Below are 16,053 nucleotides of genomic sequence, written 5' to 3' on the forward strand. Positions count from 1 at the left end.
TGTGGTGCTCAGCCTTACTTCTGTTTTTCCAGCTGATGGTACTTACCGTCCTTGTCCCACTGGTAAACCACATAGTCAGAGACTTTCAGGTCACCTTTGCCGTCCCATTCCTTCTTGCCCATTACCGTCTGCACGGGGTTGGCCTTGAGCCACTTGGCCGCGTCTTCGCCCTTGTTGGACTTGGCACCGTTGAAGCCGGCGGCCAGGGCCTGGATCGAGGCGTAGGCATACAGGGTGTAGCCTTCAGGCTCGGTGCCGTTTTTGCGGAACTCTTCAACCACGGTCTTGCTGTCCGGCAACAGGCGCGGATCGGCGCCGAAGGTCATGTAGACGCCATCGACGTACTGCGCACCACCGGCGGTCGCCACCAGTTCGTCGGTCACTACGCCGTCATCGGACATGAACTTGACGTCTTTGAGGCCCGCTTCACGGATCTGGCGCACCAATGGGCCGGCCTCTGGATGCAAGCCGCCGAAGTACACGACGTCGGCGCCCAGGGAGCGGATCTTGGTGACCAGGGCGCTGAAGTCTTTCTCGCCACGGGTCAGGCCCTCTTCCAGCACCGGCTTGACGCCACGCTTGGTCAACTGCGCAGCGGTGGCGTCGGCCAGGCCTTTGCCGTAGGTGTCCTTGTCGTTGATCACCGCGACTTTCTTGCCCTTGAGCACATCGACGATGTAGTCGCCGGCGACGATGCCTTGCTGGTCGTCACGCCCGCACATACGGAACATCGCGGCCAGGCCGCGCTCGGTGACCTGTGGATTGGTGGAGCCTGGGGTGATGGCGATGATGCCGGCTTCGTCGTAGACCTCAGACGCCGGGATGGTGTTGGACGAGCAGAAGTGCCCGACCACACCGATCACCTTGTCCTGGTCCGCCAGGCGGTTGGCCACGGCCACGGCTTGCTTGGGTTCGCAGGCGTCATCGCCGGCAATCAGCTTGATCTGCTCGCCGTTGATGCCGCCGGCCTTGTTGATAACGTCGGCTGCCGCCTGGGCACCCTTCATGTACTGCTCACCGAAAGCGGCGTTGGCACCCGTCATCGGGCCCGCCACACCAATTTTCACATCAGCTTGAACAAACGTAGAAACACCCAGCGCCGCTGCAACGGCGAGGGCCAGAAAACCTTTCTTGTAAAACGTCTGGGACATGAGTGGTGCTCCGATATTTTTGATTTTTGGCACGACAACTTGCATTCAAACTTTTCACTGAAAGCTCAGAGCAAGCCGCGTGCCATTACTTTTTTATTCTTCAAAAAGACACGGTGTCATTGTTATTACAGGCGTTTCGACGCCTTTTGCCAGGACGTGCAACCGTCTAGCCCCGATAGGTGCAACCAACGAACCAAAAAAGTACAACCCCGCCAGGTCGCAGCTGCAACCAGAGGGATAAACGACAGTTCCTACACCTGTAACAACGTGCGTAACGGAACTGCACATTTACAGTGCGTGATTGCTACGCCTTGCACCAATACAGATGGGTAGCCTGCTAAGAAAAAGCAGGCTTTTGAGCGGTATTTCGCTGATCAGATCACGATCCTCAGACATTGCCCGGCGTGATACAGCGAGAATCCTGCTTCATACAGGCAACTGCGCAGACCTGCACCCGCCAGTGGCTGCATCGGTGCAAAGGGGATCGGCAAGGCCTGGGGATTCTGGTGACACAGATAGTCGGCAAACGCCTTGCCGACCACACTGCCGGTGGTCACACCGCGCCCGTTATAGCCGGTGACTGCGACCAGGCCAGGGGCGGGTTCGAACAGGCGCATCAGATGGTCTGGGGTAAACGCGATGCAGCCGGTCCAGGTGTATTCCCACTGCACCGATTTGAGATACGGGAAGTAGTGCTGCTGCACCCGATCGGCCCACGCCTTGAGGAACCAGGCAGGTTTCTGGTTGCCATTGCCCAGGCTGCCAAGCAACAGACGGCCATCGGCATCGCGACGGATGCTGCTCAGTACCTGGCGCGTATCCCACGAGCCCTGGCCACCGGGGAGGATTTGCCGGGCGGCATCACCGGTCAGCGGCGCTGACGCCACCTGATAGTAATAGCCGGGGAAAAAATTGCGCCGCAACTCGGTCCATTCGCCTTCGGTGTAGGCGTTAGAGGCGATCACCACCTGAGCGGCCTGCACCGCGCCCTCGGCGGTCTGCACCGACCAATCGGCACCTTGGCGCTCAAGCTGGGTGACCGGGGAATGGTCAAACAACTGCCCGCCCAGCGCTGCGGCGGCATTCGCCAAGCCCGTGGTGTAGGCCATGGGGTTCAGGGTGCCGGCCCGTCGATCGAGCAAGGCGGCGGAGATTTTTTGGGTGCCGGTGGCTTGCTCACACGCCTGCCCGGTGAGCAATTCGACCGGCGCGCCACGGCGCTTCCATTGCTCTTCACGACTGCGCAAATCCGCCTCGCCACGGGCGTTGTGGGCCATGTGCAAGGTGCCCTCGCGGCGCAATTGGCAATCGATCTTGTATTTGTCGATCAGGCTGAATACCAGGGCCGGCGCTGCGCCCAACATGCGGTTGAGCTGGCTGCCAACCGCCGTGCCGAACCCGGCTTCGATCTCGTCTGGCGGGATCCACATGCCGGCATTGACCAACCCGACGTTACGCCCCGAACCGCCATGGCCGGTGCGATGGGCCTCCAGCACGGCAACGCTTTTACCCTGCTCCAGCAAATGAATGGCCGCCGACAAACCGGTGATACCGGCGCCGATCACGCAGACATCCACCTTGAGCGCGCCCCTGAGCGCGGCACGATCCGGCCGGCCGGGGGTGAGGTGTTCCCATAAACATGTTTCGCGTAGTGCCATTGCCAGACTCCGATGAGACCTAACAAACAACTTTTCAGAATTGAAAATCTGATCAAATGTGGGAGGGGGCTTGCTCCCGATAGCGGTGGGTCAGCTACAGATTTGCTGACTGAAACACTGCTATCGGGAGCAAGCCCCCCCACATTTTGATCTCACTTCGACGCGAGGGCTCAGTCGAAGGTAATGCCTTGGGCCAGAGGCAATTCCAGCGAGTAGTTCACGGTATTGGTCTGGCGGCGCATATACCCGCGCCACGCATCCGAACCCGACTCTCGCCCGCCGCCAGTCTCTTTTTCACCACCAAAGGCCCCCCCGATCTCCGCGCCGCTCGGGCCGATATTGACGTTGGCAATCCCGCAATCACTGCCCACCGCCGACATGAATTGCTCGGCTTCACGCACATCCGTGGTGAAGATGCATGACGACAGCCCCTGTGGCACCGCGTTGTTCAAGCGCAGGGCTTCGGCGAAGTCGGTGTAGCCGACCACGTAGAGAATCGGCGCGAAGGTTTCCGTACACACCACGTCGCTTTGCTCGGGCATTTCCACAATTGCCGGCGAGACGTAGTAAGCGTTGGGGAATGTGTCTTGCAGTTGGCGCTTGCCGCCGAACACCTTGCCGCCTTCGCTCAAGGCTTGCTCCAGGGCGTCCTGCATGTTGTCAAAACCCTGCTTGTCGATCAGCGGGCCGATCAGGTTGCCTTCCAGCGGGTGACCGATGCGCACCTTGGAGTAGGCAGCCTTGAGGCGGGTGACGATGTCCTCCTTGACCGATTCATGGGCGATCAGCCGGCGCAAGGTGGTGCAGCGTTGGCCGGCAGTGCCGACGGCGCTGAACAGGATGGCGCGCACGGCCATGTCCAGGTCGGCGCTTGGGCCGAGGATCATCGCGTTGTTGCCACCCAGTTCAAGAATGCTACGGGCGAAGCGCGCCGCGACTTTCGGCGCCACTTCGCGGCCCATGCGCGTACTGCCGGTGGCACTGATCAGGGCCACACGCGGGTCGTCCACCAGCGCGGCGCCGGCGTCGCGGCCGCCGATGATCACCTGGCTCAAGTACTCGGGAGCATCATCAAACTTGCTCAATACGCGCTCGAACAGCGCCTGGCACGCCAGGGCAGTGAGCGGGGTCTTTTCAGAGGGTTTCCAGATCACCGCGTTGCCGCACACCAATGCCAGCGCGGTGTTCCAGGCCCATACGGCCACCGGGAAGTTGAAGGCGCTGATCACCCCGACCACGCCCAGCGGGTGCCAGGTTTCACGCATATGGTGGCCTGGGCGCTCGGAGGCGATGGTCAAGCCGTACAACTGTCGGGACAGGCCCACGGCGAAGTCGCAGATGTCGATCATTTCCTGGACTTCACCCAAGCCTTCCTGGGTGATCTTGCCGGCTTCCCAGGAGACCAGTTCGCCCAGTTCGGCCTTGTATTGGCGCAGTACGTCGCCAAACTGGCGCACCAGCTCGCCACGCCGCGGCGCCGGCACTTTGCGCCAAGCCTCAAATGCATGCTCGGCACGACTGACCTGTTGCTCCACCTCGGCGGCGCCTTCCCAGTGCACACTGCCGATACGGCTGCCATCAATCGGCGAATGCACGGGCTGTTTGCCCGCCTGGTACAGCGCCGGGTTTACCCCGAGACGATCAAGCAATGCGGCAACCATGGGTCACTCCTTCAATCTGCATACAAAAATTCGCGCCGCAATACGCACGGCGATCCTGGCCCTATTTGTAGCTGGCCCAAGACTTGCCAACAAACGACGATTAGGCGAGATATCATTCCGTTTATTCATGCAAAGAATAAAAAGAGGCAAGCCGTGCTGAACAAAAGACATTTGCCGTCGATCACCGCTCTGCAGTGCTTCGAAGCCGCCACCCGCCACCTGAGCTTCACCCGCGCCGCCGAAGAGCTGAACCTCACACAAAGCGCCGTGAGCAAACAGGTGGCGCAGTTGGAAGAGTTGTTGCAGCACCTGCTGTTTCGCCGGGTACGCCGCCGCTTGCAGATGACCCCGGCGGGCGATCTGTACCTGGTGGAAGTGCGCAAGATCCTCACCCAGGTGGAGATGTCTACCCATTACCTGCGCTCCTACGGAGGCGAGACCGAGGTGCTGCGCGTGTCCACGCCCTATACCTTCGGCGCGCGCTGGCTGGTGCCGCGCCTCAAGGGTTGGCGCCTGCGTCACCCGCAGATCCACCTGGACCTGTGCAACGAACAGCAGCCGGACGAGCTGCTGCAAGGCAAGGCTGACATGGCGTTCTATTTCGGCCAGGGCGCACGCCCTGGTACCGAGAGCCTGAAGCTGTTCAGTGAAGAGCTGGTGCCGGTATGCGCGCCGGAGAGCCTGCCGACGCAGCCTTTCACCGACCCCACGCAACTGAGCGACCTGGTGTTGCTGCAAAACGCCTCGCGGCCCCAGGGCTGGCATGACTGGTTCGCCAGCCAGGGCTTCCACACCGAGCACAGCTACCACGGGCCGCGGTTCGACACCTTCTATATGTGCATTCGGGCCGCGCAAGTGGGTTGTGGCGTGGCGCTGTTGCCGCGCTTTCTGGTGGAAGAGGAGTTGACCGAGGGCAAGCTGGTGATTCCCTGGCAACATGCGATGCCGAGCCAGGATGCGTATTACCTGGCTTATCCGGAGCATTCGGCGGAGGTGCCGAAGGTCAGGGAATTTGTGAAGTGGATGCTTGAGCAGGTTATTTAGTGCCTGGAATACCGCTATCGGGAGCAAACCCCCTCCCACATTTGGAACGCATTTCAACCTGTGGGAGGGGGCTTGCTCCCGATAGCGCCAGTGGCCGTGGCAAAAAAATCACTGGCAAACCGACCCACGTCTATGCGCCACTAGCCCCCTTCCTTAATTGTGCGTAAAGGCCGGCGCCCATCGCCGAGCCGTCTGGAGATTCCCGTTATGAGCGAGAGTGTGTTTGCCGATCGCATCGTGCAGAACCTGCTCGACACCGACTTCTACAAGCTGACCATGATGCAGGCGGTGCTGCACAACTACCCCAATGTGGAAGTTGAATGGGAGTTCCGTTGCCGCAACAGCGAAGACCTGCGCCCGTACCTGGCGGAGATCCGTTACCAGATCGAACGCCTCGCCGAGTTGAGCCTGAGCCCCGATCAATTGGGTTTTCTGGAACGCATCAGCTTTATGAAGCCGGATTTTTTGCGCTTCCTCGGGCTGTTCCGCTTCAATCTGCGGTATGTGCAGACCGGTATCGAGAACGGTGAGTTGTTTATCCGCCTGCGCGGACCGTGGCTGCATGTGATCCTGTTTGAAGTGCCGATGCTGGCCATCGTCAGCGAAGTGCGTAACCGCTATCGCTACCAGACCGTGATCCTCGAACAGGCCCGCGAACAGCTGTACCGCAAGTTCGATTGGCTGACGGCCAATGCCGCCAGCGATGAACTCTCGGAACTGCAAGTGGCCGACTTCGGCACGCGCCGCCGCTTCTCGTACCGCGTGCAGGAAGAAGTGGTAAGCGTGCTCAAACACGACTTCCCAGGGCGCTTTGTCGGCACCAGCAACGTGCACCTAGCTCGCGAATTCGATATGAAACCGCTGGGTACCATGGCCCATGAATGGATCATGGCCCACCAGCAACTCGGCCCACGCCTGATCGACAGCCAGATCGCCGCCCTGGATTGCTGGGTGCGTGAGTACCGTGGCCTGCTGGGCATTGCCCTGACCGATTGCATCACCACTGACGCCTTCCTCGGCGACTTCGACTTGTACTTCGCCAAGCTGTTCGACGGCCTGCGCCACGACTCCGGTGATCCGATTCAGTGGGCGGAAAAAGCCATCGCTCACTATCACAAGCTGGGCATCGAGCCGATGAGCAAGACCCTGGTGTTCTCCGACAGTCTGACGCTGCCCAAGGCGTTGGAAATATTCCGCGCATTGCGGGGTCGGATCAATGTGAGCTTTGGTATCGGCACCAACCTCACCTGCGACATTCCGGGGGTGGAACCGATGAGCATCGTGCTTAAAATGACCGCCTGCAATGGCCAGCCCGTCGCCAAGATTTCCGATGAAGCGGGCAAGACCCATTGCACCGACCCGAATTTTGTCGCCTATTTGCGTCACGTTTTCAAAGTACCTGCCCTATCCAGCAAGGAGTGAAGCATGCAAGCCGTACAGCGTGAGATTGCGCAGCAGCTCAAGGTGCAAGCGCCGTTCAAAGACCAGGCCGCACTGGAGGCAGAAGTCGCCAGGCGCGTAGCCTTTATCCAGGACTGCCTGCGCAATTCCGGGCTCAAGGCCCTGGTGCTGGGCATCAGCGGCGGCGTCGACTCCCTGACCGCAGGCCTGTTGGCCCAACGTGCCGTGCAGGAACTGCGCGCCAGCACTGGCGATGAGGCTTATCGCTTTATCGCCGTGCGCCTGCCCTATGAAACCCAGTTCGACGAACACGAAGCCCAAGCTTCGGTGGACTTCATCGAGCCAGACGAGCGCCACACCGTCAACATCGGCCCGGCGGTCAAAGCCCTGGCCAATGAAGTCGCAGCGTTTGAAGGCAAGGCGGCGGTGTCCCGCGACTTCGTACTGGGCAACACCAAGGCGCGTATGCGCATGGTGGCGCAGTACACCATCGCCGGCGCGGCCAGTGGCCTGGTCATTGGTACCGACCATGCGGCGGAAGCGGTGATTTCTACCCCCCTACACTGAAGTGCACAATCACTAACGCACTCGCCTCAAGTCCATCCAGAATCTGATCCGTGAGTCATACTCCACACCAAACATCCTGAGTTGATGAGTGGGGCGTCAGATCATGAAAGTGGTTGATGTACGAGAAAGAGAGCTCGACCTTAGCAATTCAATCCTTGCCAGCGGCCCATACCGTGAGCAGTTCTTAGCTCAGCCAGAGGGCAGTGAACCAAGCGTGAAAGTGACAGGGTGCGCGTTGATCGGTAACGATGAACAGCTTCTGCCCTTGGTGTCCTCCTACCTTTGCCGGAACTACAGAAACACCTTACTCGCGGACAAAACCGTTGTGTCCTATGCAAGGCGTATCTCTTACCTGCTAGATGACCAGAGGAGAAAGCCTGAGTACGAGACCACCGTCAGAGACGACCTCCTACTGAGTATCGGATTAGGTAATCTCGAAGTGTACTTGGGTCGTCTGGATGCTGCGGGCCTAGCCCCCAAGACAGTGCAGGGTCGAGATGCTGCATACAATCATTTGTTCAGCAACCACCTGAGCATCAGCCTTAACGATCAGCCACCTCTCCGGACTGATAATCCTTATGAGCACGGGCCGATTCGCCCTGGCAAGGCACACACAAAAGAAATCGTCCAACCGTGCAGCATGCTTGAGCTTGAACAGTTGATCTTGCATGCACACTCAGAACGAGAAAGGTGCATGCTGCAGTTGATATACGACTCTGGCATTCGAGAGTCTGAGCTGCCTCATATCACGCTTCAGGATATCCGCAATGCACTTGAGTACCAGAAGCTCCAGTATGTTTCCGCTGACAGTAATATCCCGGTGAATGCGGATTACAGTCCGTTGCATATCTTGGGAAGCAAGGGTAGAAAAAATGCAAAAAAGCCTAGGATAACACTCGTCAGTAGGACAACCCTGGAGCGCATCGAGAACTATCACAGAACACCGCTCTACCACCGACATAGCCAGCGGATAAGAGACCCAAGTAAGACGCCTGCGTTTTTCAATTCACATGGGAAGCCCTATACCACCAAGAGCGTTGAAAAGCTTATTGAGCGTGTAAGCAAGCGCGCCCAGAAGGCTGGGAAGACCAAGCGAAAGATCTCGGCGCACAAATTTCGTCATGGCTCGGCGTATCTCCTACTCACAAGCCCAGATCTGGGAAAGGATTATTTCGAGCGCCTCGGAATGCTTTCGATAGGGCATGGTCACAGCCACTCCACCACATCTGAGGGCTACACCCAGATCCCTCATGACATCTACCAAAAGCTCTGCAAGCCTGACTCACTCATCAAGACCAAATGCGGAGAGATGCAGGTACTGCGCGAGCGGACGACCAAACGAATCAAAACCGGTGATAGAAAGTAATATCTCAGACCACACCCGCCAGTATAGTTTTCCACGCTGAACGGATCACTTGAACAAACCAGCGACCTCGCCGTAGTCCCTTACTTTCGTCCGTAAAAACTCCCCAGCAATTTCTGACGCAGCTGGGCACGACATAGCGACGAAAAAGCCCGGCAGGACAACGGCTTAGCTTAAGGGTATGCTAACAGCATACCCTTAAATCATTGATTTACATGGTTTTTTTACTTTAACCTGCTTGACCATCGCTTCGCTATGGTGTTCATTTCCGGCTACAAACCGGGAGGAACCCTCATGCTGCTCTGTGCCCACCTGTACGCCCAAAGAAGCCAAAAATGAGCACTACTCATCAATCGCCCGATGAGCTAGCAGCAGCTCATGCTCACACCGAAGCCGAGCTCCCCAGCCAAGCCAGACGCCCGAAACGTTTGAAATCCGAAGTCACTGTGGCGATTCAGACTTGGGCCACAAGGATCAAAAGCAGCCGCCAATCTCTCTTGAACGTGCAGCTTTCTCAAAGGGGAAAGCTGAGGCCGGCTTACACGTATCTCTTAAAAGAGTTGGAAACGAGCGGCAACACCTTCAACACTAGGGAAGACATCCTCGACTCAATCATCCAGCGAATGATCGAGGAAAAGATCGTGATCCCCGACCACCCCTCAATCGCGAATGAGTGGCGCCGCAAACTTCTCTGCTGGTACGAAAACCTAAGTGAGACAGAGAAGCGAAACATCCCAAGGTTCGGCAATACCATCTCGTCGAAAGCCAGCCTTTACCAGGTTGACGGCATGAAAAACCTGAAACAGGCTCGCGCCAATTTCTCCATCGTTGAACAAACCTTCCAAGAGATCCTCCTCGACCTGACGAACCTTGGCGTAATCAATGCTGATTACAAAAACGGCAAAGAGCAAGCGACTGAAGCCCGGCAAAAGAAACAAGAAGCAAAGCCAAAAGACTCTGTTACCAAGGCGCTCTCTAAGCTCCGGTTGGTCGGACTCTCGAAGTTCGGAGATCTGGCGGAAAACTCCGGTCGGCCCTTCAACAAGCTTCTGCATATGTTCGCCGCCGCGTCGATGAAGTCGAAATCCTCATCCGGCCAGCAAAACTACAGTGACGGCTTCCGGCAGATGGCTATGCATTTGACCGAGGTAGGATTCAAGGGAGGTGAGGATCCTCGTGAATATGTCACGGCCCACTACTTAACGCGGTTCAGAAAGTACCTTGTAGACCAAATGGAATCAGGCACCCTGACGTCGAATTATGCAAATGGGGTTTTGTCCGCAGTCCGCTCAATGTTGAAGCGCACTGTCAAGATTCGAGGCTTTGGCCTTACATCTTTTATCGATGTGCAGGGATTCGACACCGGTCGGCAGACCGATATGTATCGCCCTTATCCTAAGTTTACAAGAACGGCGATCCAGCAAGCCTGTGACATGGAACGGCAACAGACTAACGAGTTGGCAAAGGAGTATGTCTCCTTCAATGGCGGCTATGATCCGTTGGACGTGAATGGACACATCGTCAAAGGTATGGCCACCTTAGAAAACGCTCGGTGGATCTTCGAGAACAAACTCGACTGTCGGCCCATCAGCAGGTGGTCGGCGGATGCTGAGAGCAAGTACGAGCAGGGCTTCGCACGTTTACTGAGAATCGGGGGGCTTGGGGTCGCGAAAACCTACGCCAGCTGGGGGGTAGTCTACCAAATAACATCTAGGACGATTGCCCCTTACATTACTCGCTTGGCACAGGTAACAGGCCTTAACGCCGACTCTCTGAAGAGCCTGGACGTCGATGACTTCGTAGAGAGCCACGAACTGACCCAACGGCCTTATCTTCGGTATTGGAAAGAGCGGTCAGGAGGGGGGAAGGTTCTTCACCTTGATCTCATGTACGCGGATTGGACGTGGCTCACACGGGCACAAAGCATGGAGGTCAGGAAGATCTTCAGCGAGGTCGTTCATCTGACTCGGCACATTCGAGAGCTCGCCGAAAGCTCTGTCAAAGAAAGACTGTTCATTTACGAGTCCCAGAAACAAAGCGAATTCAGGAAGGTGAAGTCGTTCGAAAACTCCACACTTATCAACAATGTGATGAACCAGTTTGCCAGGGATCACAACCTCAAAACTGAGGGAGGTGAGGATCTGAATATCTCGGCTTCTCGACTCCGGCCCAGTCTTGTGGCGGATCTTGTTGAGCAGGGCGTCTCAATCAGGGAAATCCAAGTGATTCTTGGTCACGGATCCCACAAAACCACTATCAATTATCTCGATAAGTTGGAATTCAACAAGACGGCTCGAGAGGTCAACTCCAAAGCTCTTACCGAGATTCACAAAGGTACGATCATCCAGGATGCTAAATCGGCGACCAAGCACAAGCCAAGTACCCCAGGTACAAGTTCGTCACCGGTGATCATTAAGACAGGTTTGGTCAGTTGCAGGGACGCCCTAAATCCTCCTGATGAAATCACAAAGCTGCCGAGCTACAAAAAAGGCAGTAAGTGCTCGCTGCTGAACAAGTGCTTGTCATGCAGCAACTCCATCATCACCGTATCCAACCTGCCAAACCTATTTGCGATGCAGTGGGACTACATTTCGATTATGTCCACCAGCAATGTCGCAGAAACACCATACGGCACTGTCATCCGTGAAAATCTGGAGGTACTGAACAGCATTCTCACGCCTTCCGAGCATGGGTTCACGGCGGAACAGCTGGAGGAGGCTCGCCGGTTGGCAGAGCACATCGTCACTAACCCGATGATTGAGGCAGTGTCCCTATGAACCTTGGATTCGATACGCTCATTTACAAGATCAAAGCGGTACGTGAGCGGTTCTTGGGCTATTTAGGCAATGAGCTCATTGTGGCTATCTCTCATTCCAACGATGGAGTGAGCGCACTTGAGTTGCTCGAAGCACTGATGAACCTTCCTGCCAGCAAGTTGAGCCTCGTGAAGCATTTGATCTGGGACTTCAACGGTGAGTCTCATATCTTGGCAAGAGACATACAGGGCTCAAAATCCCGGATTGACTTCGGAATCTATGAGAGCCTGAACAGCACAATTCTTTTCGAACTGAAGATCGCTATCCTTTGCATGCTGGAGATCCCTGGAGCTCTTCGCCATACCAAGAAGCCTAGAAGCTACAAACCCCATACCGTGTTGAATATCTTCAAATCTGTGATCCCGTTTATCAATCAGATGTGCGCACGCAAGCGAGTGGAGCATGGGGATCGCTTCTTCGAAGGATCGCATTTCAGCCTCGCAGACTTTACCGAACAAGATTACCGGACTGGGGCTGAGGTCTTCGACCGAGCATTCCGGGGAGTAATGCTCAATGGTTTCCAGGTTCTCAGGTCTCACTTCCTTGTCGAAAATCTTTTTCCCAGGCCGTTGGTGTACGTCGACCTGGAGAATCTTGGGTGGAAGCAAAACAGCGTCAAAAATAAACAAACCCGTACCAGGAGCAAATGGTTCAGCAACAAAATTTTCGAGAAGAGCTCCCGAGAAGGTTCTTTCGCAGTTGTAGATTTCCTTAAAGCGCTGAAAGAGGACATCTCGGATCAGGATACGCTGAGCCGGATCGATATGATGGGCTATGACCAGGCTAAGAAAGCCAAGATCACGCGGAGAAATTACGACATTTATGTGGCGATACGCCTGACCTCGCGCGGTTATACAGGACTCGAAGTGGAGCCTTACTTGTATAACCTAGAGCCTGTTTTTTGGTCGCCTCAAAACCTTGGCATGCTCAAGGACAAAGAAGCGCTGTGTAAATTGACTCGCGCCCCGATGGACAACGACCTGTATGAGTACCTGACACACATCAGCAACAGCGCAAGCTACATCATCGGTCAGTACACCGGTATGAGGCCGTCCGAGCTTTCCGGCTGCTTGATTGATGACTGTCTGACGGTCGACGAATTTGGACACGATCTCATCACCAGCAGGGTCATCAAAAATCGAGAGGCCGTCAGGAAACTCTTCGACGATATGTGGGTTGCAATTCCAATCGTCAAGGACGCGGTAAAGGCACTGCAGATCTTGAACCGGTTCAAGCAGAATCCATATCTCTTCTCGAACATGAATACCATCAAGCCGGGCATGCAGCATGAGGCGAATTCGCTGAGCGGGTCAGGTCTAGGTCATCAGCTTTGCGCATTTTTGTCTAAAACCTTGACCGTCGAAGAGTATGACGAGATCGAAGTATCGCCATACACGCTCAGACATTCGTTAGCGAACCAGATGCTCAGGGCTGCCGTGGGCCTGCCGTTCATGTCCTACCAGCTCAAACACTTTGGTCACCATGCCAGCACCATCGGCCAAGATGTGCGCTGGAATCAGTTAGGCACCGTCACGATTGACTATGGCGGTATTGGTGAGGCTCTTACGTCAGGTGGTGGCCCAGATGCTCCTGGTCGAGTGCATGCCGAGACGGAATTCATCATGAATTCCCTGAATCCCGCCGGGGGTTATGCAGGCGAGAACGCTCCCGCGCATCGTGCTCGGCTTGAAAACTATTTTAAGGGTTATCTCGAGGCCGGTTATTCGAACAAAGAAATCTTTGAACGAATGGCTGAGCTGAATTTCGCGGTAATCAACGTGGGCCAAGGCTATTGCTATGGCAATGCAACGGAGTTGGACGATCCCTCAATTCCTTGCATCGGTTCACTGCGCTGTAACCCCAACCGCTGCAAAAATGCCGTGGTGACTGAAGCTAATGCGCCAAAGTGGCAAGAAATCTACGTCCAAAATACCTTGGCCCTCAGGAGGTATGAGACAGATCCTGCTGCAGCCTATGCGGAGCTGCGAGACTTAGATGACGCTGCCTTGTCCATCGAGCAAATGAAGCTCGCAATTTCAGAGGCCAAAGGAGTGCTCCTTCAACTGGGGATCGAGATGTTGGTATGAGCAGCGCTTATGACTCCAAGAATGAGGAAAACTTTGAGGCTGTCAGTCGGGCGATTGAAGCAGCTCTGGAAAAAATAGCAAAGGATCCGTCCATTCCGGCAACTATAAGCCGGCTGGCCAAGCTAGCTAACGTGCATCGGAACACCCTCTACTTCCGCCAATGGCCGAAAGCGCGAATCGAAGAGATCAAGGCGAAACGTGCCCAGCAGAAGAAAGACCACGCTGCAGCAAAAGCAGCATCTGGCTCACCCGAGGAGCAGTTGGAGCGAAGCAGGCTGGAAATCATCTACTGGTTTACTCAGCTTCAAGATGCGAGGGCTGACAGTGCTTCGCAGGCGAGGACGATCAAGCAGACAGCAGCGGCGCGTGATTACTACAAGGAAGAGAATCAGAAACTGCTTCATAAAATCAACGAGATGCACCATGAGAATCAGCAGCTACATAACATGGTCGATGTATTGGAGCAGGAAATTGCCAGCGGACAACGACAGCCGAATAGATAGCTCACAGTATTCTCCCCGGTTACTACGACTCTCTAATTCAGTATTTCTGTACGGTTGAGACAGCAGATGCTCCTATTGAATCTCCTCGCAAAGCTGTGGTGCTTTATAAACCACGACCGTCGCCCTGACTGGGAGAAAGCGCGAGAACGCAAGTTCATCCTGGCAGCGAACAGCTTGAAAACCCTTTCGGTCACCGACCGGGGCGGCATGTCTATCGACCCCGAAGAGCTGCGCGACCAGATAGTCGCCTCGCGTGAGCAGTTGAAGCATCTTGTCCACAGGCCAGAAGCGCCTAGCCGATCATTCAGAGCAGCGGCAGATGCCCAGGTGGAACAGTTAGTGAGTCCCACCGTAGAGGCTCCGGTGAGCGCCATTGACTTTATCGAGGTAGTGGCTTGGCGTCGGTTGCAGAGCGGCGCTACTGTGCGCTACATGTGCCTCCAGTCTACGAGTACGGGGCGATTCGCTGTCGCTACAGCCAGTCTGTTCACAGAAACCATAGAGAGTCTCCCGACTTGGGTCGACGGCAATACCAACAGGCAAATTGCGAATGCCCTACAGCTCGGTGACCTCCAGTGGTACGCGACTATGAGCGAGGCTATGGATGCTTGGGATGCGGAGCTTTGATGACCCTGAGCTTTCAGTTGGGGCGCGCCCCTGCGGGGAGCGGCTGTCGTGCACCGAGCCCTTGCGATGCCAAGGTCTCGGCCCTTCGGGCTTCCATCCCACACGCCTGCGCGCTCCGCTTGCCATGCCTACCAGGCACGTGATCACCTGTCTTCGGTTCGAGCGGTCGCACACGCTGTGCTACATCCATACTTCAATGGACTCATCGCTTTCGCATAGGTGAGGGTAGGTATCCACCCCTCCGGTAGTTCAAGCTTCGAACAAAGCACGGCATGCGTTCATCAAAGCGGTTGCGTCATGGAGAGCTCGGTGGTGCCTAGTCGTGGGCAGTAGGCGATAAATGTCACTGGCAGCCTCCCGACCCACAAACACTTCCAAAGGCTTCAACTCGAAGGTCGGCATCAGGTCTGCTGCTTCGTAGAGGACATCGAGCCAAAAAACATCTTGAGGTGAGTCGCTGCAAAGCACCTGCCCTGAAAACAGCTGATTCATTCGTTCCGCCACGGTGGGTGGGGCATCACCTTCCTGAAGTAAATGATCCTGAGTGAGACGATGCATGTCTTGCGCATCGAACGACCAGTGCGTCCAATAGCGGGCTGGCTTTATCAACGAACTGAACCAGGTTTCATTCGACACGACAGCCACCTCAATGGGATAGCTATCTGGGGCTATCCCTGATGCCTCGAAATCGATAAAAAAGAAGGCCGTTCCACCTTGCTGCTCCTGTTTGAAGGTTGCGACTGTCCCTGCACAGCCTAGGAAAGACGAGCATGAAGTCGTCCCTAACAAACGGCGGGTAAGTCGTAAGGGTATGCTCGCAAGATACTGATTTCTCGTCGGAAAACCAAAAAACTACCCTTCATAACCTTGACCAACTGCACCCCATGGTCTTCATTTCTCGCAATCACCCAAGAGAGATGCTGGCATGACCTTTTCATCCTCGTTTCGCCCCGATAGCGCCCCCGTAACACTCGATGACACCTTCAACTACCTCATGTTGAGCTCTCTCCATTGGATCGACGCCGACCTCTAGGTGATGACAATAGCAGCCAAGCAGCGCTTCGCCGTCCTGGCCCTTCGGACTTCTATCCTCAAGCCTGCGCGCTCCGCCTGCCTAGTTGCATAACAAATCAGAAGTCCCCCCAAACAGGAGTTGCCTTAGCTCCGCGAGAGGT

The 16,053-nt window shown here is 55.9% G+C and carries 11 protein-coding genes and 1 pseudogene; 8 read left to right on the forward strand and 4 right to left on the reverse strand.

Going from position 1 to position 16,053, the window contains the following annotated elements:
• Nucleotides 1-14: 14 nt before the first annotated feature.
• The 3 genes from J1G33_RS21895 to J1G33_RS21905 all read right to left on the reverse strand — a co-directional run bounded on the left by J1G33_RS21895 (nucleotide 15) and on the right by J1G33_RS21905 (nucleotide 4,470).
• Complete coding sequence (locus tag J1G33_RS21895; protein ID WP_032878167.1) at nucleotides 15-1,151, reverse strand: branched-chain amino acid ABC transporter substrate-binding protein; 1,137 nt, start codon at nucleotides 1,149-1,151, stop codon at nucleotides 15-17.
• Between the two features lie 374 nt (nucleotides 1,152-1,525).
• Entirely contained in the window at nucleotides 1,526-2,809 is a 1,284-nt protein-coding gene (locus tag J1G33_RS21900) for an FAD-binding oxidoreductase (protein ID WP_223018731.1), read from the reverse strand.
• Between the two features lie 170 nt (nucleotides 2,810-2,979).
• The gene (locus J1G33_RS21905; RefSeq protein WP_223018732.1) at nucleotides 2,980-4,470 is read right to left on the reverse strand and encodes an aldehyde dehydrogenase family protein; all 1,491 of its coding nucleotides are present in this window, start codon (nucleotides 4,468-4,470) and stop codon (nucleotides 2,980-2,982) included.
• A gap of 153 nt (nucleotides 4,471-4,623) precedes the next feature.
• Here J1G33_RS21905 and J1G33_RS21910 point away from each other — a divergent pair, with 153 nt between their 5' ends.
• The 8 genes and pseudogenes from J1G33_RS21910 (at nucleotide 4,624) to J1G33_RS21945 (ending at nucleotide 14,878) form a co-directional block, all read left to right on the forward strand.
• Nucleotides 4,624-5,514 (forward strand): LysR family transcriptional regulator, encoded by an 891-nt coding sequence (locus tag J1G33_RS21910; protein ID WP_223018733.1) that lies wholly within the window; start codon nucleotides 4,624-4,626, stop codon nucleotides 5,512-5,514.
• A gap of 207 nt (nucleotides 5,515-5,721) precedes the next feature.
• Entirely contained in the window at nucleotides 5,722-6,936 is a 1,215-nt protein-coding gene (pncB, locus tag J1G33_RS21915) for a nicotinate phosphoribosyltransferase (RefSeq protein ID WP_005784275.1), read from the forward strand.
• Between the two features lie 3 nt (nucleotides 6,937-6,939).
• A pseudogene (nadE, locus tag J1G33_RS21920) lies at nucleotides 6,940-7,464 on the forward strand (NAD(+) synthase); the annotation flags it as partial.
• Nucleotides 7,465-7,585: 121 nt separating this feature from the next.
• A complete protein-coding gene (locus J1G33_RS21925; protein ID WP_223018734.1) occupies nucleotides 7,586-8,848 on the forward strand; it encodes a tyrosine-type recombinase/integrase in 1,263 nt (420 codons plus the stop codon).
• A 332-nt stretch (nucleotides 8,849-9,180) separates the two neighbouring features.
• Nucleotides 9,181-11,622 (forward strand): tyrosine-type recombinase/integrase, encoded by a 2,442-nt coding sequence (locus J1G33_RS21930; RefSeq protein WP_223018735.1) that lies wholly within the window; start codon nucleotides 9,181-9,183, stop codon nucleotides 11,620-11,622.
• Nucleotides 11,619-13,748, forward strand: a complete 2,130-nt coding sequence (locus J1G33_RS21935; protein WP_223018736.1) for a site-specific integrase — start codon at nucleotides 11,619-11,621, stop codon at nucleotides 13,746-13,748. The genes J1G33_RS21930 and J1G33_RS21935 overlap by 4 nt, the downstream gene beginning before the upstream one ends.
• The gene (locus J1G33_RS21940) at nucleotides 13,745-14,251 is read left to right on the forward strand and encodes a hypothetical protein (RefSeq protein WP_223018737.1); all 507 of its coding nucleotides are present in this window, start codon (nucleotides 13,745-13,747) and stop codon (nucleotides 14,249-14,251) included. The genes J1G33_RS21935 and J1G33_RS21940 overlap by 4 nt, the downstream gene beginning before the upstream one ends.
• A gap of 66 nt (nucleotides 14,252-14,317) precedes the next feature.
• Nucleotides 14,318-14,878, forward strand: a complete 561-nt coding sequence (locus J1G33_RS21945; RefSeq protein WP_223018738.1) for a hypothetical protein — start codon at nucleotides 14,318-14,320, stop codon at nucleotides 14,876-14,878.
• 249 nt (nucleotides 14,879-15,127) lie between these two features.
• Here J1G33_RS21945 and J1G33_RS21950 read toward each other — a convergent pair whose 3' ends face one another.
• Nucleotides 15,128-15,514, reverse strand: coding sequence for a hypothetical protein (locus J1G33_RS21950; protein ID WP_223018739.1), 387 nt, complete (start codon nucleotides 15,512-15,514; stop codon nucleotides 15,128-15,130).
• Nucleotides 15,515-16,053: the final 539 nt, after the last annotated feature.

The organism is Pseudomonas sp. P867 (genome assembly GCF_019891455.1).
In the GTDB taxonomy this organism is placed as follows: Bacteria; Pseudomonadota; Gammaproteobacteria; order Pseudomonadales; family Pseudomonadaceae; genus Aquipseudomonas; species Aquipseudomonas synxantha_A.

Bases quoted from the DNA above. Each gene is read 5' to 3' on its own strand.
- J1G33_RS21895 (WP_032878167.1), bottom strand. From the start codon at position 1,151: ATGTCCCAGACGTTTTACAAGAAAGGTTTTCTGGCCCTCGCCGTTGCA.
- J1G33_RS21900 (WP_223018731.1), bottom strand. From the start codon at position 2,809: ATGGCACTACGCGAAACATGTTTATGGGAACACCTCACCCCCGGCCGG.
- J1G33_RS21905 (WP_223018732.1), bottom strand. From the start codon at position 4,470: ATGGTTGCCGCATTGCTTGATCGTCTCGGGGTAAACCCGGCGCTGTAC.
- pncB (WP_005784275.1), top strand. From the start codon at position 5,722: ATGAGCGAGAGTGTGTTTGCCGATCGCATCGTGCAGAACCTGCTCGAC.
- J1G33_RS21925 (WP_223018734.1), top strand. From the start codon at position 7,586: ATGAAAGTGGTTGATGTACGAGAAAGAGAGCTCGACCTTAGCAATTCA.
- J1G33_RS21930 (WP_223018735.1), top strand. From the start codon at position 9,181: ATGAGCACTACTCATCAATCGCCCGATGAGCTAGCAGCAGCTCATGCT.
- J1G33_RS21935 (WP_223018736.1), top strand. From the start codon at position 11,619: ATGAACCTTGGATTCGATACGCTCATTTACAAGATCAAAGCGGTACGT.
- J1G33_RS21940 (WP_223018737.1), top strand. From the start codon at position 13,745: ATGAGCAGCGCTTATGACTCCAAGAATGAGGAAAACTTTGAGGCTGTC.
- J1G33_RS21945 (WP_223018738.1), top strand. From the start codon at position 14,318: ATGCTCCTATTGAATCTCCTCGCAAAGCTGTGGTGCTTTATAAACCAC.